Genomic DNA, 20157 nt, shown 5'->3' with positions numbered 1-20157 from the left:
GAGATGGATTCATGCAACAGTGGCTTCATTTAATATACAAGATTCCAAGGAATCCAAGTAAAGTGCGTGTTTACGTGTGGAGAAAACTAAAAAAAATCGGTGCTGTCCTTCTACACGACTCCATTTGGTGTCTGCCATCTAACCCAAAAACTAAAGAACAATTTCAATGGCTGGCTGTAGAAATTCAGGAACTTGGTGGTGAAGCGTCTGTCTGGGAATCTCATCTTGTATTAGGAATACAAGATGAATTGATAATTAATGAGTTTCTTGCTCAAGTGGATAAAGAATACAGCGATATACTGAATCATTTGGGTAGCGAACAATTTGATCTAGTATCGGTAACAAAAAAATATCAACAAATTAAAATGGTCGATTATTTTCAATCTGAATTAGGAAAACAGGTTTTAAAAAAATTACAGGATGCCAGAGGAGGTTCTGTACAATGAAATGGGTTACGTTGGAACATGTAGGAGTCGATAGGATGGCTTGTTCATGGTTAATAAAAAGATGGATAGATTCTGATGCGGAATTTTCATTTATTCCGATTGGTCAAAAACCATTACCTGAAGGGCACGAACCGTTTGATATTCCAGGGGTACGACTTTCCCACCGCAGAGGTCATTGCACCTTCCATACGATGTTACGAGAATATAAAATAAAGGAACCGATATTAGAACAAATGGCTAGAATTATAGATGAAGCAGATACAATACAGGAAGCATGTTTGGAGCCCATTGCTCCAGGATTAGATTTTATATGTGACGGAATTCGTTTAACAAGTCCTGATGACATCACAGCATTAGAAAGAGGTAGTTTGATTTTCGAAGCCATGTATGCACAATTATCATTAAACTAGTCAAACTCCTTTAGGCAGAAGTAAATTCTAATATACAGTAGAAAAGACCGATTTATTCGGTCTTTTTTGGTTGGATCCCAACCATTTATTGCATCAATTACAGCTTTTTTTGCAGTATCATTTGGATTATATTTGGTTACCTTAACTAATTTAGCCTTTGTTTTAGCTCCTGCAAGACCATCAATCGGAAGGCCGAACTCATAATGGAAGTTCCTTAGTGCCCAATAATTTCCCCATCCAAATACACCATCAATTTTCCCATGGTAAAAACCAATATATGTTAACCTGAATTGAAGTTCAATGACATCACTTCCAACTGCACCCTTTTGGATTACCTGATTAGAAAATGCATGAACATTGATATTTGCTGTAAAAGGCATCAATGCCATTCATAAGGAGAAAACGATTAGCGATTTAATAATTTTTTTTTCCTTCTCATGGAATAACCCCCTACATAATGGTAGTTATCCAATTTTCGTTTTAATGAGGTTTCCTTCAACTCGTCTTTATATTACTCCCTTTAATATTCCACGTGCATAGGCTGGTAAATAAACCTACAACTGTTATCGTAACACAGGATAAGAAAAAGGTTTCTTTAGATAATAATAAACCGCCAAGACAAATGACCAATGCATCGATAATGAATATCAAAATCCCTACATTAATTTTAAATATCTTCGATAAAAATTGAGCTAATAGATCTGTTCCTCCCGTACTAGTTTCATGTCGGAGCATGATCCCAATACCTAATCCAACGAATATTCCTCCCAAAATAGAACTAAAGACAGCAGGGATTTGAAATTCTGGTAAAATGGATCGTGAAGGTGCCAGTAGGTCAATCACAAACGAAGAAAACAACATTCCATGTAAACTATTATAAAAATAACTTTTATTATGAAACCAGGCTAGTGCAAATATAGGTACACTTAATAAAATAATAGCTAGTCCAGGTTTAATTCCTGTTAAATACTTGATAATCAACCCTATGCCGATTATGCCGCCATCAAGTAATTCAAATGGCACTAAAAAGAAATTAATACCAATTGACAACAAAATACTGCCAAGCAAAATGACACACATTTTCTTAAGAATATTCATTGTCTCATCCCCCCTATTATCATGGGCCGAAATAATGTTGTTACGGTTATCTATCCCTAATTTTTAAAATGTACTTTAAAATTTATATACCTACTATTCCTATTATTTTTGCCATCCGTTCTTTAATTTCACAATAGGTGAGCTTCCAATTAGATCTACAATATTATCGTAGGCCACTCGAATAGAAACACCAATCATTAACAATCCAATGATGACGGTGAAAACTCCATCTAAAAGATGTAAATTTGTAATCGAGGTTATTACTACTGCAATTAAGGCCAATAACGCACTTGTAACAGACACAAGATCTTCATAGAAGACAAATCTTGTTGGAGGAGTTGCTCTGCCTACATTTTTAAAAGATTCGAGGACAATTCTGAGCCCTTTTACTTTTATCCCAGAATCATGATTTATTTCTTTCATCGCTTTAATTAAAACAGCTCCATCAATAACCAGGTTTAGAATTAAAATAAATATGTTCATCAATAGACCTGTACTTGGTTCAACAGGATTATAAATTAAATGACATCCCTCACGGATGGTTTCAAATGCCATAGTGAAGACAACCAATGCGGCAATCATGCTAAAAATATGGTTCAAACGTTCGAAACCATTAGGAAACCGTTTTGACGGTTTTTTTTGAGATAACACACTTCCTATAAAAATGAAACCTTGGTTAACTGCATCTCCTAAAGAGTGCATAGCTGCGGCAAACATCGCTCCGCTCCCACTAATGCTTCCAGCTATAAATTCAGTAACAGCAATAAGCGTATTACCCGTCATGGCTAATGCAGATGATTTGTTACCTTTTTTTACTGACTCTAACAACAGCTTAATTTTCATATGCTTACCTCCCCTACTCTTTGTTTTTATAGTGTCCCAATAAAAATGGGAAATATTGATAAAATCAATTTTTTGTTAACTTTTTATGAGTTTAAAAAGTCGAATTACATGTATATAAATAAAAAATCCCCCTTGTATAAATGATCAAAACTTTAATACAAGTGGGATTTTTATTTTTTTATCAGTATCGCTAAAAACAAACTTTTGAACATTGCATAACGTAAAGAGATCTCTTGGTGTGAGTTCGTCCAGTTGTATTTGGGAAAAATTCTTATGTGTATTTATAAATTCGAATCATCGAGATTATGCTATTTCGAAATACGCACTGAAGATATTATTAAAAGGAACCCATCACTGAGTTCCTTTCACAAGCAGGCTTTATTTTATAATCTTAATATTTCCTCTGTCGATCCATTTTCGAAATGATTTTTTCATAAAGAATTTAAACAGTTTTCTTGTTGGCTGAAAAAGCATTAGAAATCCGAATATATCCGTGATAAATCCTGGAGTCAAAAGTAGTGTACCGCCAATTAGAATACAAATGCCATCTAAAACAGCTTCACTGGGAATTTGTCCGTAACGCAGTTGCTCCTGTGCCCTGCGAATGGTTTGCAGCCCCTCTCTTTTCGCTAAATAGGCTCCTATAATTCCTGTTAATATGATAAAAATCAATGTCGGCCAAACACCAATCGTTTTACCAGAAAATAGCAAAAAACCTATATCCATTGCGGGAATAATAATGATTAATAATAATAAATAGCGCATGTTAGTCCACCTTTCAAATGAACTGATATAGAAATTGCCGAATTTATGTTTTTTATTATGAAGATAAAAATGCATTTAAAGCAGATTTATTTTGTTCAAGATTGATACTTAACACTGCACCTGCATTCTTGAATTGTTCATTAGTAAAAGACCCATCCACGGGAGTACGAATTGATTTTAAGTCTTTGGATTTATTAGTAAGCAAATCTTTCCCCAAGGAAAAAAGAGTGGGAGTATCCAAATTGGTATCAACATATGGGTTTATAACACCCAATATTTTAGGAAGCTTTATGATACTTCCAATACTCAAAGCTTGGTCCTTCAACTTGCTAATGACTTCCTGTTGTCTTTGAACTCGGCCAAAGTCACTTAAATTGTCATGCCTAAAACGTACATATCCTAATAACTTATCCCCATGTAAGGTTTGTTTTCCAGGATTAATTGTCGTTCCTATTCCATATTTCATTTCATGAGGAACATCAACTTCAATTCCATCTGGTGCAATAATATCTGCAATCTTTGAGAATCCTTCAAAATCAACAATAGCGTAATAATTTACATCAATATCAAAGTTTTCTTTAATTGTTTGTCTAAGAAGCTCTGGGCCACCATATGCATATGCTGCATTTATTTTTTGCTTTCCATGACCAGGAATATTAACATAGGTATCTCTCATTATAGAAATCAACTTAGATTGATGAGTATCCTGATCATAATGAGCGATCATGATGGAATCCGTTCTTGAATGTTCTTCACCACGTGAATCACTTCCCAATAGGAGCACATTAATTCTACCAAACTTCACATCTTCTCCCTGGAATGCTTTCGCTACTTTCTCATCATCATTAAATTTTCCATCCTTACCAAGCGAAATTCCTTGTTTATATTGATAAGTTGCATAAGCACTTACACTACCAATCATTAAAATAAAAATAAGCAACATTACCCTTTTCCATCTAACACGCTTTTTCCTACGAAGCATTCTTTCCATAGTACACCTTCCCAATTGTCCTTAGTTTATTGAATTATTGTCCTGTAACTTAAATGTAGCTCTTAAACGGCTATTTCGAAGAATTAAGTCAATTGCTACTCAGCTTTTAGTAAATTTGCTACAATTTGAATTGCCATAGCATCGTCGATAAAACCGACTGGAAAAATGTAATCTGGAATAACATCCACTGAGACAATAAAATAGATTAGTGCACTTCCAACTATGGCAAGCTCCCGTGGTGTTCCCTTGTTTAAGCGGAATTTCTCAAACATTTCCTTAAGCTGACTGATAAACGGACCAATACTGCCTAATTTCTTAATCTTTTCCCCAAAGCTTTTGAGAATATTTTCTTTTCCCTCTTCTGTTTGTACATATTGTTCATAATTAGATAATTCCTGTTCTAAACTAGCAATACTAAACTTATTATCTATAAGGTGGGAGAATTCAAGTGAATTTTGAATACTTTCAACAGACATAAAAATGTCAGATTGCTGTGTTGTATTTTTCTCTTCAATTGAAAAGCCTGCAGCTATAAATAACTCTGAAATGGGGACTTGTAAACAATCAGCAAATTTTTGTAAATGGGCAGGATTTGCTTTGCGTTTACCATTAATAATCCTAGAGATCGTGGCTGTGTCAATATCAGTAAGCTCACTAAGCTTCCTCATGGAGAAAGAACGTTCCTTTAATAATTTTTTCAATAATAACCCCAGATTATTATCCATCTTTTCACCAGACATATTAGCTTCCCTTTCCGGTTTTCATTCCTTATCAATTTCATAACTATTAAAAATCAGTAGAAAAATTAAACACACTTTATCCTAATTGAAAAAATGAAATTCTATTAAAATATACAAATTCGTTGACATTTTGTCAACATTCGACTTTTCATTGTCAATAAAATGTCAACATATTTATTATTTATACAGATTAAAAATGAAAAAAATCCCTCTAATTAAGAGGGATTCATCTATTAAGCAAAAGATTCTTGCTTTTTTACTATTTCTAAAGATTTAATATGATACCCATCAACTTCACGAACTTTAAAATCAAAATCACCATAATTAATTATCTCGCCTTCGACTACATCCATCTTTTTGGATAATATCCAACCCCCAATGGTATCAATATCCTCATCATCTAAATCTATTCCGAATAAATCATTTATTTCTTCTATAAGAACTTTTCCATCGACGATTGTTTTATTATCGTTTATTTTATTGATTTCAGGTACCTCATCCGCATCAAATTCATCTCGAATTTCACCGACAATTTCCTCTAGAATATCTTCTACTGTTACTAATCCAGCTGTTCCGCCATACTCATCCATTAGGATAGCCATATGAATGCGGTCTTTCTGCATTTTAAGTAACAAATCGTGTATGGCGATCGATTCAATTACCTGGATCACAGGACGTACATAATGTTCAATTGGAGTTTCTAGATTCTTGCCGACGATATAATCCGTTAAGACTTCTTTCAAATTCAGCATACCCACGATATTATCTTTATCTCCATCGATAACTGGGTATCTTGTATACTTTTCACTCTTAACAGTTTCAAGGCATTCTGCTAACGTTTGTGATTTATCAAAAACAACAATCTCAGTTCGTGGCACCATAATTTCTTTTGCAATTCGATCATTAAATTCAAAAATGTTGTTCACATATTTATACTCAGACTGATTAATTTCTCCGCTTTTATAGCTTTCGGAAATAATCAATTGAAGTTCTTCCTCCGAGTGAGCAGCTTCGTGTTCAGAAGCTGGTTTAATTCCAAAGAAGCCTAAAATCAAACGAGCAGATCCATTTAATGCTTTAATAAAAGGATACATGATTTTATAAAACAGAATCATTGGTCGTGCAAAAATTAATGTGACAGCTTCCGCTTTTTGAATTGCTGCCGTTTTGGGAGCAAGTTCCCCTACTACCACGTGAATAAATGTTACAGAAGCAAAGGCGATTACAAATGATGCAATAGTTGAAACGGATTCAGGCAAGTCAAGGCTTACCAGCAATGGGTGAAGAATATGTTCCACCGTTGGTTCACCCAGCCAACCTAAACCTAATGCTGTAACTGTAATACCTAACTGACATGCGGATAAATATTCATCTAGATTTGAAATTATTTTTTTAGCTGCAATAGCATTTTTGCTTCCTTCTCCAACAAGTTGATCGATTCGTGTACCTCGGATTTTAACAATGGCAAATTCAAAAGATACGAAAAATGCCGTAAAAGCAATTAACATTGCAATTGTAATTAAATTAATAATTATCAATAGTCTCCTTACTTAATAGTAAAGTAAGGAATACACCTCCTAGTTTGAAAACAAAGTTACTCTATTACTTTTGAAATATGTTAATCTTCCTGTTCTTCATTGTTTCCTTGAAAGAAAATCATGACAAATTTTAATAACTCAAGAACAGAAATTAATGCTGCAGCCACATACGTTAAGGCTGCTGCGCCAAGAACCTTATTTACACCTTTCTCTTCATGATTTCGAATGATTCCTTCTGCAAGCATAAAGTTCTTTGCACGAGTACTTGCATTAAATTCAACTGGCAGAGTAATCACCTGGAAAGCAACTGCTGCTGCGAAAAGGATGATTCCTAGCCCAATAAGGGATGTTTGATGAAGGAAAAACCCTCCCATCAATAAGAAAGGTGCAATACCTGAAGTAATATTTACTAATGGGAACATTCGATGTCTTAAAACAAGTGCCCTATAAGACTCTTTATCCTGTACTGCATGGCCTACCTCATGGGCTGCAACTGAAATTGATGCAATTGAACGGCCATAGTAAACGTTTTCTGATAAACGAACTGCTTTTGATATAGGATCGTAATGGTCTGATAACTGTCCAGGAACTACTTGAATAGGGATATGATATAAACCATTCGAATCTAAAATCCTTCTCGCTACCTCTGCACCAGATAGTCCTGAAGATGTCCCGACCTCAGACCATTTACTAAAGTTACCTTTTACTTTAAATTGCGCCCAGATGGATAGTCCAAAAGCAATGAAGATTAATATATCCATTGGATGGAATAACATCTAAACATTCACCTCTTTAACCAAATAATAATAACAATGTTTGAGCTAATGAAACTCCCTTTAAGGATAGTTTATTAACGAGCATTTCTTTTTCATTATTGTTTAATTTTTGAAGAATTGGCTCCATTACCTTTATTTCCTCTTTAAGATGCTCCATAAGAACAGCAATCTGCTCACAATGTTTTTCTACTTTCTCTTTATCTATGGAATTATTTGAATTGATCATTTTAATAGAAGTTTTGATTTCATCAAGCGGCATATTAAGAGTTTTATAATGTTCAACCAATTCCAATATCTGAATAGACTCTTCTCCATACATTCGATAATTAGAATCCGACCTTACAGGGTTTAGTAAGCCTATTTGGGTGTAATAATCAATCGTTCTTTTTGAAATGCTCATTAAACTGGCTATTTCACCAATCCGATACAACTTCCCAATTTACTCACCCCTTTCTATAGATATGTTAACTATATCACAATCCAAACCGTACAGTCAACGTTATGGTTTTGGTAATAAAAGATACTCGATTATTCCTCTTTTTCTATTCGATTAAGGATAAGCCAAAAAATTGTGGACATTCCAAAATAGAATACCCCCAATAAATACAGTTGGTGTAATTGCATTTCTAGGTTTTGAAAGTACATTAAATAGCCCCCTGTTAAAAAGTAATAGCTGCTTTTTAAAATAGAATTGATACATAAATTAAAATGAACCTTCTTTTTAAAACTTTCCTTAAGTGTTGTAAATGAATCTTTAATCCCCTTCAAAATAAGGATAATTCCTATTATGTTTAAGAAAATAAACACTGTCATTTTTGGGAGGTCACCTTTCCATATTTAGAAACATTCATTTTCCGATTATTAAGTATTTAGATAAAATTTAAGTTAAAAATAATTTTATCACAAAAATATTAATAAAATATTAACAACATTGAATAGACTATTGTGTGAAATATGGAAAAAAGTAAGGGGAGCCATCCGATTAATCAATTAAAATAAATAACCCACATTCCAATGACTGTACTCATTCCCCTTTATAGCCATTTTCGGAACTGTGATTGATTTACTCGGAAAAGAAAAAGGACAAAAAGGCGGGAGCCTTTTGACACCCGCCATTTCTATATTTATTGATACAATTTTTAAATCAGCATTAATTCGAAATGGACGGCATCACCCCATTTTTCATGAGGAACACCTGCCACTACCGATTGCTGAACCGCCAGTTGCGAGTTTAAAGCGTTTTCAACTTCAATCGCATAACATTAAACCCACCCGTAATAATCATATCTTTCTTCCAATCTTCAATATTGCAGTCATTACATGATAGCCAACAATTCTAAATGGTGTTAAAATAAATGAAATTCATCTAGAAGGAGCACATGTATGCATCAAAAAATATCATTCAGAACATACGCAGTCATCGGTACAATGTTGTTTGGTATGTTCTTCGGGGCAGGAAATTTGATTTTCCCTATTCAGATGGGACAGGTCGCCGGTACTCACTTTTGGCCAGCTTTAATTGGTTTTCTAGTAACAGCAATTGGTTTGCCATTTATGGGGATCTTAGCATTCGGACTATCTGCAAGTAATGGACTTCGTGAATTAGGAGGACGGGTCCATCCGAAATTTGGAGTTATCTTCGCCATGGCCCTTTACTTAACTATTGGCCCATTTTTCGCGATTCCACGTACAGCAACAGTACCTTTCGTAGTCGGTTTTGAACCATTTATTAATCCAGAGCACGTCAGTTTATATCTTGGGCTCTTTAGCTTTGTATTTTTCGCCATCGTCTACTATTTCTCATTAAATCCTGCGAAAATTATTGACTATATCGGAAAATATCTAACACCTGCATTTTTAGTATTTTTATTCTTTTTAATTATTATCGCGATTGTCAAACCTATGGGACCATTCGGAACGCCAACGGGTGATTACAGCCAATTGGCATTTATAACTGGTTTTAAAGAGGGTTATAACACGATGGATGCCCTCGCTTCATTAGCATTTGGTATTGTTGTCATCAATGCTATTAAGGGACAAGGGATTACCGATAAGAAGACAATTGCAAAAGCAACATGGCAATCAGGCATTTTCGCTATGGCACTAATGATGTTAATCTATGGCCTCATTACTTATATGGGGGCATCAAGCGTATCTATCATCGGTACATTCGATAATGGCGGATTAATCTTTGCTAAGGTCGCCCAGCATTACTTTGGAGAATTTGGTGCGATCCTTCTTGCAATTATAATTGTACTGGCATGTTTAAAAACGAGCATTGGACTCATTACCTCTTGTAGTGAATTTTTCAATAGTATTTTTCCAAAAGTAAGCTATAAAATGTTCGTGCTTATCCTAAGCCTTATGTCATTTATCATCGCTAATTTTGGCTTAAACAATATTATTCAATACGCTGTTCCAGTATTAATGTTATTATATCCTTTGGCGATTGTTCTGATTTTGTTGACGCTCTGTTCATCATTTTTTAATCATAAGCAAAGTGTATATGCAGCGTCTATGCTTCTTACTTTTTGTGTAAGTTTCTTTGATGGTTACAGCACGTTAGTTGGAAGCTTGCCGGGGGCGACCATTTATTTGTTCGAATCCATTAAAGCTGCGTATATTGAGTATTTACCGCTATACAGTATTGGTCTTGGATGGATATTACCAGCAGTAGTTGGTGCAATTATCGGCAATTTCTGGCCAACGGGGTCCAAAAAAACTGCTATTCAATAATAAATTAGAACCACCCATTTTGCTATTTATAAAAGGAAGAGAAGTGTCATGATTGGCACTTCTCTTCTGCTATTTCAAGCTTTTTATTTTGGGAAGGCTTCCTGTTTAGAAACTCGTACAATTCCCTTTAAAAAATATTTATTAAAATGTTTTTCCACCTTAATGTGTAGATCTTTTTGGTACCACTTCGATAATCCATGTTCATGAAATAAATTTGGCATTCCTAATCTCTCTGATCGCTTACCCATCGCCCCATCTCCAATGGATAAAGTATCAATCCAAATATGGTCCACAATCCCATCCAATATTTTCGGAAACTCCTGAGTAAACGGCAAAACTGGAGAAATGGAAGCTTGGGTGGATATTCCTGCATCGTGAAGTTCCTTTAGTGCTTTTACCCGCAAATTAATCCCAGGTGCATACGGCGCAAAAATCTTCCTTATATCATCTCTATCAGTCTCAATCGTCATGGATACAAGGACCTTGCATTTTTCTTTTAATTTTATTAATAAATCAATATCCCTTGTAATAAGTGGTCCTCGTGTTTGAATTTGAAGAAAATCTGGCGGGTTTTCAATCATTTCTTCCAATATCCTTCTTGAAATGTTTGCTTTACGCTCAATGGGTTGGTAAGGGTCTGTTGCAGAGGACATAAAAATGTTCACGGGATTATTTTTCTTACGAAGTTTGATGATTTCTTTTCGGTAATTATCAGCTGCGTTTGTTTTTATGTCCAACCATTGTCCCCAAGGGATTTCTTTGAATCTCTGAATGGGCATTTCTCTTACATAGCAATATTTGCATGAATACCCGCATCCGCTATAAGGATTTAACGAATGAGTAAATCCTACATCCAAATATCCCTTTGCTTCAGTGAGAATTTTCTTCGCTAACGTTTCTTTTATTTCAATCCCCATATTTAACGATCCTCTCTTTGCAAGGAATTTAAATATCCTTTAACTCCGTAAATTTAGTTTAGTACAATTCTTCACAAGGTTAAATAAAAAAAGCACTTTCTAATAACAAGATGCTTCTTAGAAAGTGCTTTGAAGATTACATAATTAAAAATGGCACCTAGAATTTAAAAATGTTAATTATAAAATATCTATTTTACAAAATTCCTATCCATGTCTTCACTGCTGTCGCCAATATTAAAATCCCCATAATGACTTGCAACACTTTGGTATTAACTCTTTTACCAGCGTTTGCTCCTATTGGTGAAGCAATTAAACTGGCAACAACCATGATAAGTGAAGGTAAAATTGGCACTTGTCCTGTTGCGATTTTACCGGAAACAGCCCCAATCGATGAAATAAGTGTAATGGCTAAGGAAGTGGCAATGGTCATCCTTGTTGGAATCTTTAACACAACAAGCATGATTGGCACTAACAAGAATGCACCTCCGGCTCCTACAATACCAGCCCCAATCCCCACGATGAAAGATAGCAGCGCTGCAATCCATTTGTTAAACTTGACTTGTTCCGACGGAAGATTATCAATTCGTCTCTTTGGTATAAACATCATGATCACAGCGATCAACGCTAAGATTCCATATACAATGTTGATTCCTCTTTCCGGCATGTGAGTGGACCCAAATCCCCCTATAAAACTTCCAACTAAAATACTTATACCCATGTAAACAATAAGTGTTTTATTTAAATAACCACCTTTACGGTAAGCCAAAACACCGCCAATTGTTGCAAAAAACACTTGGATGGCTGTAATACCTGAAACCTCATGAGCAGAAAAATGACCTACACCAAGCATGACTGGAATATATAACAACAACGGAAAGTTGATGATAGCTCCACCTATCCCTAACATCCCAGAAATAAACGAGCCTATAACCCCCATTAGGAAGAGCGTAATCATTAAGCTAATATCCATGATGTCCTCCTCTTTAGAAAAGGGAACCATGATTGGATCCCCATTATTAACCTCTTTATCCGGAATTTTAGAACGTCATTATATTGCCTCCTATTTTATTATTAACGGACCGCACAACGGTTTGGACCGATTTCCATTTCTCGTTGCTGATCAATGTCAGGATTGATTTTTCCCATATTCGTTTCACGAATTTCTTGATACGCATTTGGTTGTGGCGGTAAGTTTTCAGTCACCAATTTTCTAAACCCATTTTCATCTTCAATATTTAAACCATGATTATTGGAAAATAGAGTTCCTAATTTTTCAGCTACACTGCCATCGTCATTTAATTCATCAATAATCATAAAATGAGCGGGTAAGACGATTAAATCCTCAGCTAAACCTCGATAACGTTTATATAGACTCTCTCTTAAATCCCCAACCCAATCCTTTGCCAAGCCGGCTAAATCTGGTCTTCCAATTGAGTCAATAAACAAAATGTCACCTGAAAGTAAGAACTTTTCATCGACAATAAAGGAAGTAGAACCAATGGTATGACCTGGTGTATATAAGGCATGGATATTAATTCTCACGGTTCCAATTACGACGTTATTACCGTCTTCTAATGGTTGGTAATCAAAGGTAACTTCTGTTGCATCCTTTGGTGGAAGCCAGTAAGTAGCTTCAGTTTTGTCAGCAATTGTACGTCCGCCAGAAATATGGTCAGCATGAAGATGTGTATCAAATACATGCGTAATTTTTGCCCCGATACTTTCAGCAAAATCAAGATATATATCTGTCATACGGGTTGCATCAATCAGTGCTGCTTCACCGTTTGAAACCACCATGTAAGATAAACATCCTTTACCGATTCGAACAAACTGATACATTTCGCCACCATCAGTTAGGTCCCCCACTTTAACTGGTTCTAAATGTTCGCTCCATCTCTTCATTCCACCCTTAAGGTATGACACGGTTAACCCTGCATCAGAAAGCATTTCTGCTACCATTACCGATGAGCCTTCCTTAGCACAAACCACTAATACTTCTTTATCAGTAGGAATTTTATCAATGATTTCTTCTACACCATCAAGTAATTCGAAATAAGGAATATTTAAATACTCAAAGTTTTCGCCTTCAATTTTCCAATCATTGAAATCAGTTTCATTACGTACATCAAAAATAAATAACTCTTCTCTATTAAAAACCTTCTTCGTTACCCCTTTTGAAGTCATTACATTGACAGCCATTTTCTAAATTACCCCCTATGGTATAAAATTAATTAAAAAAATATTCTTAACCCTTAATACCTGTAGTTTCACCAGTCCATTGATACATTCCTGGAACAACATTGATTACATTAGTAAAACCATTTTCCGTTAATTTTTGTGCTGCAAGATCGCTGCGATTTCCTGTCCGGCAAACTACAAAGATATAATCTTGTTTGTTTAATTCATTTAATCTGTATTCCAGTTCACCTAATGGAATACAGATCGAGCTAGGAATATGGTTAAAAGCATATTCTGCAGCTTCTCTTACATCGACTACTACGATATTTTCATTTGCATTAAGCATGTTCTCTAGTTCTTCATTATTGATAACATTTGGGTGATTTTTTTCATTGAATTCATCATTAGAAGATTTGCGAAGGTAATGCTTCAATACTTCGCCTTCCTCGATGGTTCCCAAATATTGATGCCCCGAACTTTCACTCCATGCTTTTATGTCCGCTCTGGACCCTTTATCTGTAGCTTGAACTTCTAATACTTGTCCTGCCACCAAGTTAATCATTGCCTTTTTTGTTCTTACAATCGGCATTGGACAAGCTAATCCTTTTGCATCTAAAGTTACGTTTGCTTTTATGTTATTCATGATAGACCTCCTGTTTTTATACCTATAAGGGTATTATTCTTGTTAAAAAAATTTATTCAACTTTACCTTCCCAAGCAAGCATTCCGCCAGTCATATTAATCACGTTGAATCCATAACTTTCAAGGAATTGCGTAGCTCGACCACTTCTGGCTCCCGAACGGCATACCAAAATATACTCTTGGGATTTATCCAACTCATGCATGCGAAACTCAACTAATCCTAATGTAATGTTTACGGCACCTGGAATTTTGCCAGCCGCAACTTCATCCACCTCGCGCACATCAATGATATTTAATTTCTTTCCTTCGTTTAATAATGTTTCAACCTCTTTTGCTGTCAATTGTTTCAATTTATATTCCTCCCTCTATTTTGTTTAAGACCAAGCATTCATGCCGCCTTTGACGTTTGTTACTTTTGAAAATCCCAATTTTTTTAGGATCTTACTTGCTTGCCCACTTCTCATACCACTTTGACAAATCAAGATTACTTCTTTTTCCTTCGAAAGTTCCTTCACTGCTTTTTGAGCAAGCTGATGAAGAGGGATATTATTAAAACCTTTAATATGGTTTCCTTTAAACTCGCCGGGTGTACGGACATCAACATATTGTTTGTTTTTGTCATTCAATTCGACTTTTAATTCTTTTGTTGAAATATTGTTAACACCTTTTGTTGGTAAGAACCTCATTATTATGAAGAATAGAAATAGTGCTGCAACAAGATAATTTACAAATTCCATTTGGCACCTCCTTTTTATGTAGGGGAAAACCCCTATCTGTTTTAAATAAACAGATTGACATTACCTTCCTCTGCATCTGCTAAGTAAGCAGCGACTCCTGCAAATTCAATGTTATCTAATAGCTCTTCCTGTTTAAGTCCTAACAAATCCATTGTCATGGTACATGCTACAAGTTTTACATCCTGCTCTTGTGCCATTTCAATTAATTGAGGTAAAGACATCGCGTTGTGCTTTTTCATAATATCTTTAATCATTTTGGGACCAAACCCAGCAAAGTTCATTTTGGAAAGACCCATTTTATCAGCGCCTCTTGGCATCATTTTCCCAAACATTTTTTCCATGAACCCTTTTTTTACCGGAATATTTTCATCTTTACGTAAGGCATTTAATCCCCAAAACGTATGAAAAATGGTTACTTCGTGATCATACGCAGCTGCTCCATTTGCGATAATATAAGCAGCCATTGCTTTATCATAATCTCCGCTAAATAAAACGATTGTTGTCTTTTTCTTTTCTGTCATTTTGTTACCTCCTGATAGAATTTATAAACATATACCGGTATGGGTATATTTTGATTAAAAAAATTATCCTTTTTTAATCCAAAATTTTAATACTTTGTCTTCTTCTTCAAGTTTCAATAATTCATGACCACCCGATTTAGCCCAAGCGGTAAGATCATTCTTAGCGCCTTTATCCGTAGTATGGATTTCCAATACTTGACCGGATTCAAGTTCATTCATCGCCTTCTTTGTTTTAACAATTGGCATCGGACAAGCTAAACCTTTGGCATCAACTACTTTTGTAACATTCATTATTAATTCCTCCGCATAGTTTATTTCCATTACCCCTACGGGTATATATTAGTAAAAATAAAAGAGGGTGTCAACCCTTTTTTATCGACTTTTTACTAGCAGATTAACAGCTTCTTTTACTAATTCTTCCATGCTTCTTTCCCCTTGGTTTTCCGCTTTTTGAACACACTCCACTAAGTTGGAACTAACAATTACACCAATGGTGCGATCAATGGCACTTCTAGTTGCAGATAATTGGGTGATAACTTCCTTACAGTCCTTGTTTTCTTCCATCATTTTTAAAATTCCTCTTAACTGTCCTTCAATACGTTTTACTCTGTTTTTCATTTGATCATTGTAATCCATTATTTATCCCTCCTTTAACAATTGGTTTCTATTTTCAAGGAATTTTACTTTATTAATAACTTTTGCTGATTAATAATTATATATCCAACTCAAAAACCCCTTTTATTCAAGCAACGTATTCCAATATTCTTTTCAGGTAATAAAGATACCTGTTAAAATGAATTATGTCATCTTAGCCTCCTTCAATGAAACATTGACAAGCTCTATAATATACCCCAATAGGTATAATGTCAATCGTTCTTTGCTGTTTTTCCTCTTTCATTCGTAGTTTCCATTTAACTGCCCATACTTATATCAAAGGGTATTTTGGCTTACTTGTTCTCAAGAACAAGTGGTCGCACAAACAACATCTTTCTTTACATAAGAAGAAAAATCCTTTCGTTTGTAAGGTTTGATTGTTTGCACATCATTTTCGTTTCTTCTACCAAAAAAAGATAATTAGGAAGCGATTTTATGAAAACTGTTTTGATTACCCTGGCCAGCCTTGTGATAGGAATTGGCGGATTTTTAATACTAAGTAATGTGCAAGACCAAAGAGAAGTGGCAAAAGAAACGCCCGGTAAATCCTTTCTTGCATAGCCCAAAATCATCTTTTTTCATTTTTCACTGCTTATAATTATGCTTTCCTTTAGACTTTTCACTAAGGCAATAGTCTCTCCCCCCCTGCTGCGCCTAGCATATGGCCAAGCATCGATTTATTTCCGGTTACCAGAATATGATAGGTACGTTCCCAAAACAAATTATTAATAGCAATAGTTTCTGAAAGTTCTTCTAGTGGTGTACTTGTGGCATGAGCACTAATGACATCCACTTCTTGTATAGATATTATTGCTTTATTTAAAGCATTTCTCATAGCTATAAAAGCTCCGCTCCCTTCTAAGTGGTTTGCTACCAAATGATATGCAACTGAACTGGCTACATTACCTATTACCTCGCATAAGATAGGCGCATTTCTCTTTACTGCGTGTTCCAATGATTCCAACACCAACACTCCGGCACCTTTACTCATTACAGATCCATCCCTTTGTGCATCAAAAGGCCGATTTGCAATAGAAGGTTCAGAATTGATTGTTTGGCATTTTCAAAACTCGCCAAGGTTAATTGAGCTATAGCAGCTTCAGTACCACCTCCAAATATCACATCAGCATCTCCGTTACGAATCGAATTGAATGCTTCACCCATAGACGAATTTCCTATAGAGCAAACAGTTACAGGTGATAAGGAAGGGCCAAGTGCGCTCAATCTTATGCTTATTTGGGCTGCTGCCGCATTTGAAATAATAATAGGTACTAAACTTGGGCTTACTCCTCAGGGGTAAAGACGATAGTGCAATAATATTTGCTTGAATTTTATTAAAGATTCCGCTTATTTGTGCATATCAAAAGTTCAAAATCCCTATTTGAATAATAAAGACCGAATTTTAAATAAATCTATGTATGAATCGGTCGAAAAAAGTGAACTAAAAGGCGATTAAGCAATCATAAGGGTTTGAATTTTATTAAGAATTCCCCCTTTAGTGGGCAGATTACGTGTTCAAAGTTATTTTTTTAAAAAAATATTTTGTTGTCAATTTATTAGTCATAATTTAGTATTTGAATTGTGAAAATTGGAAAAAATCTAATAAATTTTTAATGATGAAAAATACATATTCATTGAAAATAACGTCAATTTTTCATTGTATATCTTTTTCAATAAACAAGGTAAGTGTGAAGGATGAAATCGAGTATTAGTAGATTGATATTACCAGTCTGTATATACAGGTTGATTAATATAAAAAAAATTAGGGGGTTGACAAATGACAACAAAGGTGAAAAAACGAATTACAGGAAAACTTAGTAGTGATAGGATGAAAAGAAAAGTATTCATTTCAACGGCTGCATCTGTGTTAAGTTTGACGTTGTACATATCGGGAGGATCGAGCTATGCAGCAACATCCAACCACGTTCAGCTTAATGGAGCAGCGCCAATGGCCGCAAAGCACGGTACTCTCATTGGTCACACGAACAGCAGCACGAAATCTTCTTTAACAATTGCCTTGCAATTAAGAAACAGTGATAAACTGGACCATTTTATTGACAGTTTGAGCGACCCTTCCTCTCCTAACTACAAGCATTTCATATCACCTGAAGAATTCAAAAGTCAATATGGGCCAACTGATGAAACGGTTACCAATGTGAAGAGCTATTTAACTAGTAAAGGCTTTAAAGTCCAAGATGTTTCAGCCAATAATGCGTTTATTTCGGTCAGTGGGACAACCGGACAAATGGAAGATGCATTTGGTGTAACGATTAATAACTATAAAAATTCCAAAGGGCAAACCTATTATTCAAATGCCCAGGCGCCGATGATCCCTGCGGAATTTTCCGGAGTAATCACAGATGTAGAAGGGATGAATAACGAAGCACACTATACACATCCAAAAATCAGTAAAACATCACCCTATGTAAATCAAAAGCCAGCAGCAGTTATACCGAATGTGGGCAGCGGTCCAGCTGGCGGGTATACGCCTGATGAATTGAAAGGGGCTTACGGTGTCAGCGCGCTGGCAAGTGCCGGCTATACAGGTAGCGGTCAAACAGTAGCCGTCATGGAGCTTGACGGATATAAGGCTACGAACACTACCAACTATAGTAACTACTATGGTCTTGGAAGTCCTGCACCAACGAACGTTTATATCGACGGTTATAACGGTGCTGCCGGTCAAGCAGAACTTGAGGTTGAACTGGATATTGAGGTCATCAATGCGATAGCTCCAAAAGCGCAGGTCATAGTATATGAAGCACCGAATACAGATCGAGGTTTAATCGATAATTATCAAAAAATTGCGTCTGATAATCTAGCAAAAACAATCTCCGTCAGCTGGGGAATCGGCGAACAGCGTATCTCAAGTGCGACCATGAATAGCCTCCATACAATTTTTCAGCAATATGCTACACAAGGACAAAGTATTTTTGCTGCGTCTGGTGACCATGGGGCTTACGATTCAGGCGGCAGTACCTTAGAAGTCGACAGTCCTGCAAATGACCCATATGTGACAGGTGTTGGCGGAACCCACTTAAATCTAAGCGGATCTTCTTATAGCTCTGAAACAATTTGGAGCGATACCACATCCAGGTGGGGAGGCGGCGGCGGTTTGTCCAAAGTATATACTATGCCTTCTTTCCAATCAGGTACTGGTGTCCAAAATATGTATACAAATGGCTATCGGCAGGTTCCTGATGTATCGGCCGATGCTGATCCAAGCACTGGTTATTCTATCTATAGCGGGGGCTCCTGGACTGTAGTCGGAGGGACATCGGCAGCTGCACCTTTATGGGCAGGAATCGCGGCCCTCAATAATCAGTACGCTGCAGCCAATGGTAAGGGCAATCTTGGCGAGGCGAACCCAACTCTTTATAGAATGTTTAATACTGTACAAACATTTCCGGCGTATCATGATATTACGTCCGGAGACAACTTATTTTATCGGGCAACAACTGGCTATGATTTGGCATCCGGTATTGGGACCCCGGATGCATATAATTTGATTCGCGATATAAACAGTCCAAGCGGAGGAACAGGCGGAGGAACAGAGCTTATTACAAATGGCGGTTTTGAAAATGGACAGTCTCCTTGGGTAGAATCGAGCACTAACGGCCAACAATTGATTACAACCCAACCGCATTCCGGCAGTTATTCTGCATATCTAAATGGCTACAATAAGAGTACTGATATAATCTATCAGACTGTTACTATTCCATCCACTGCAACGAGTGCTTCTCTTACTTTTTGGACCTGTGTATCCACCAAGGAAAGGAAACATCCCTATGATTATTTTTATGCACAGGTTAGAAATACAAGCGGGTCAGGCCTGTCCACCCTGTTAACTTTGAATGATGGAACGGCAGCAGGATGGGTGCAGCATAGCTTCAACCTTTTGGATTATAAAGGGCAGACCATACAGATTGCTTTTAAGGGCACCAATAACAGCAGTAATCCAACTGATTTCTTTGTAGATGATGTAAGCTTGCAGGTTCAATAACATAAACCCGGCGGTCTTTATTAAAAGGAGGCCGTTGGGTTTGTTTTAGACGGGAAGATTAGTCATAATTTAGTATTTGGATTGTGAAAATTGGAAAAAATCTAATAAATTTTTAATGATGAAAAATACATATTCATTGAAAATAACGTCAATTTTTCATTG

At 35.9% G+C, this 20157-nt stretch carries 23 protein-coding genes and 2 pseudogenes; 6 read left to right on the top strand and 19 right to left on the bottom strand.

Annotated features, from left to right (window positions below; all coding sequences use genetic code 11):
* Positions 1-11: 11 nt before the first annotated feature.
* Both ACIFOT_RS22925 and ACIFOT_RS22920 read left to right on the top strand, forming a co-directional pair.
* Positions 12-446: a Chromate resistance protein ChrB gene (locus ACIFOT_RS22925; protein WP_430068311.1), complete on the top strand. Its 435-nt coding sequence runs from the start codon at positions 12-14 to the stop codon at positions 444-446.
* The gene (locus ACIFOT_RS22920) at positions 443-856 is read left to right on the top strand and encodes a chromate resistance protein ChrB domain-containing protein (RefSeq protein WP_430068308.1); all 414 of its coding nucleotides are present in this window, start codon (positions 443-445) and stop codon (positions 854-856) included. Before ACIFOT_RS22925 ends, ACIFOT_RS22920 begins: the two co-directional genes overlap by 4 nt.
* Before the next feature lie 107 nt (positions 857-963).
* Here ACIFOT_RS22920 and ACIFOT_RS22915 read toward each other — a convergent pair.
* The 9 genes and pseudogenes from ACIFOT_RS22915 to ACIFOT_RS22875 form a co-directional block, all read right to left on the bottom strand.
* Positions 964-1245 (bottom strand): annotated as a pseudogene (locus tag ACIFOT_RS22915) (peptidoglycan-binding protein); the annotation flags it as partial.
* Positions 1246-1351: 106 nt separating this feature from the next.
* Positions 1352-1954, bottom strand: a complete 603-nt coding sequence (locus ACIFOT_RS22910; RefSeq protein WP_430068306.1) for a YitT family protein — start codon at positions 1952-1954, stop codon at positions 1352-1354.
* A gap of 102 nt (positions 1955-2056) precedes the next feature.
* Positions 2057-2797: a cation diffusion facilitator family transporter gene (locus tag ACIFOT_RS22905; protein ID WP_430068303.1), complete on the bottom strand. Its 741-nt coding sequence runs from the start codon at positions 2795-2797 to the stop codon at positions 2057-2059.
* A 378-nt stretch (positions 2798-3175) separates the two neighbouring features.
* Positions 3176-3562 (bottom strand): FxsA family protein, encoded by a 387-nt coding sequence (locus tag ACIFOT_RS22900; protein WP_430068300.1) that lies wholly within the window; start codon positions 3560-3562, stop codon positions 3176-3178.
* 55 nt (positions 3563-3617) lie between these two features.
* Positions 3618-4553 (bottom strand): LCP family protein, encoded by a 936-nt coding sequence (locus ACIFOT_RS22895; RefSeq protein ID WP_430068297.1) that lies wholly within the window; start codon positions 4551-4553, stop codon positions 3618-3620.
* A gap of 95 nt (positions 4554-4648) precedes the next feature.
* On the bottom strand, positions 4649-5293 hold the full coding sequence (locus ACIFOT_RS22890; RefSeq protein WP_430068294.1) for a helix-turn-helix domain-containing protein: 645 nt from the start codon (positions 5291-5293) through the stop codon (positions 4649-4651).
* A gap of 233 nt (positions 5294-5526) precedes the next feature.
* Positions 5527-6831, bottom strand: a complete 1305-nt coding sequence (locus ACIFOT_RS22885; RefSeq protein WP_430068291.1) for a hemolysin family protein — start codon at positions 6829-6831, stop codon at positions 5527-5529.
* 80 nt (positions 6832-6911) lie between these two features.
* Positions 6912-7607 (bottom strand): zinc metallopeptidase, encoded by a 696-nt coding sequence (locus ACIFOT_RS22880; RefSeq protein WP_430068288.1) that lies wholly within the window; start codon positions 7605-7607, stop codon positions 6912-6914.
* Positions 7608-7623: 16 nt separating this feature from the next.
* Entirely contained in the window at positions 7624-8007 is a 384-nt protein-coding gene (locus ACIFOT_RS22875; protein WP_430068285.1) for a MerR family transcriptional regulator, read from the bottom strand.
* 702 nt (positions 8008-8709) lie between these two features.
* Here ACIFOT_RS22875 and ACIFOT_RS22870 point away from each other — a divergent pair.
* Positions 8710-8931: a hypothetical protein gene (locus ACIFOT_RS22870; RefSeq protein WP_430068283.1), complete on the top strand. Its 222-nt coding sequence runs from the start codon at positions 8710-8712 to the stop codon at positions 8929-8931.
* Between the two features lie 59 nt (positions 8932-8990).
* Positions 8991-10343: a branched-chain amino acid transport system II carrier protein gene (gene brnQ, locus ACIFOT_RS22865; protein ID WP_430068280.1), complete on the top strand. Its 1353-nt coding sequence runs from the start codon at positions 8991-8993 to the stop codon at positions 10341-10343.
* A gap of 83 nt (positions 10344-10426) precedes the next feature.
* On the opposite strand, the gene ACIFOT_RS22860 is transcribed toward brnQ, so the two are convergent.
* The 9 genes from ACIFOT_RS22860 to ACIFOT_RS22820 form a co-directional block, all read right to left on the bottom strand.
* On the bottom strand, positions 10427-11260 hold the full coding sequence (locus ACIFOT_RS22860) for an SPL family radical SAM protein (protein WP_430068278.1): 834 nt from the start codon (positions 11258-11260) through the stop codon (positions 10427-10429).
* A 193-nt stretch (positions 11261-11453) separates the two neighbouring features.
* Positions 11454-12230 carry a sulfite exporter TauE/SafE family protein gene (locus ACIFOT_RS22855; protein ID WP_430068276.1) on the bottom strand — a complete coding sequence of 259 codons (777 nt, stop codon included), beginning with the start codon at positions 12228-12230 and terminating at the stop codon, positions 11454-11456.
* A gap of 101 nt (positions 12231-12331) precedes the next feature.
* Positions 12332-13459, bottom strand: a complete 1128-nt coding sequence (locus ACIFOT_RS22850; RefSeq protein ID WP_430068273.1) for an MBL fold metallo-hydrolase — start codon at positions 13457-13459, stop codon at positions 12332-12334.
* Between the two features lie 46 nt (positions 13460-13505).
* Entirely contained in the window at positions 13506-14081 is a 576-nt protein-coding gene (locus ACIFOT_RS22845; RefSeq protein WP_430068271.1) for a sulfurtransferase TusA family protein, read from the bottom strand.
* A gap of 52 nt (positions 14082-14133) precedes the next feature.
* A complete protein-coding gene (locus ACIFOT_RS22840) occupies positions 14134-14430 on the bottom strand; it encodes a rhodanese-like domain-containing protein (protein ID WP_430068268.1) in 297 nt (98 codons plus the stop codon).
* 24 nt (positions 14431-14454) lie between these two features.
* The gene (locus tag ACIFOT_RS22835) at positions 14455-14817 is read right to left on the bottom strand and encodes a rhodanese-like domain-containing protein (RefSeq protein ID WP_430068265.1); all 363 of its coding nucleotides are present in this window, start codon (positions 14815-14817) and stop codon (positions 14455-14457) included.
* Between the two features lie 41 nt (positions 14818-14858).
* Complete coding sequence (locus tag ACIFOT_RS22830; RefSeq protein ID WP_430068263.1) at positions 14859-15338, bottom strand: DsrE/DsrF/DrsH-like family protein; 480 nt, start codon at positions 15336-15338, stop codon at positions 14859-14861.
* 63 nt (positions 15339-15401) lie between these two features.
* On the bottom strand, positions 15402-15629 hold the full coding sequence (locus tag ACIFOT_RS22825; RefSeq protein WP_430068260.1) for a sulfurtransferase TusA family protein: 228 nt from the start codon (positions 15627-15629) through the stop codon (positions 15402-15404).
* Between the two features lie 81 nt (positions 15630-15710).
* Positions 15711-15974, bottom strand: coding sequence for a metal-sensitive transcriptional regulator (locus tag ACIFOT_RS22820; protein WP_430068257.1), 264 nt, complete (start codon positions 15972-15974; stop codon positions 15711-15713).
* A gap of 453 nt (positions 15975-16427) precedes the next feature.
* Here ACIFOT_RS22820 and ACIFOT_RS22815 point away from each other — a divergent pair, with 453 nt between their 5' ends.
* Positions 16428-16553, top strand: a complete 126-nt coding sequence (locus tag ACIFOT_RS22815; RefSeq protein ID WP_430068254.1) for a hypothetical protein — start codon at positions 16428-16430, stop codon at positions 16551-16553.
* A gap of 35 nt (positions 16554-16588) precedes the next feature.
* On the opposite strand, the pseudogene ACIFOT_RS22810 reads toward ACIFOT_RS22815, so the two are convergent.
* Positions 16589-17279, bottom strand: a pseudogene (locus ACIFOT_RS22810) (beta-ketoacyl synthase N-terminal-like domain-containing protein); the annotation flags it as partial.
* A 490-nt stretch (positions 17280-17769) separates the two neighbouring features.
* Here ACIFOT_RS22810 and ACIFOT_RS22805 point away from each other — a divergent pair.
* Positions 17770-19995 (top strand): protease pro-enzyme activation domain-containing protein, encoded by a 2226-nt coding sequence (locus ACIFOT_RS22805; protein ID WP_430068251.1) that lies wholly within the window; start codon positions 17770-17772, stop codon positions 19993-19995.
* Positions 19996-20157 lie beyond the last annotated feature (162 nt).

Source organism: Neobacillus sp. NRS-1170 (assembly GCF_050468025.1).
Note: the sequence above shows the minus strand (reverse complement) of the source record. Positions and strands in the feature narration are given on the sequence as shown.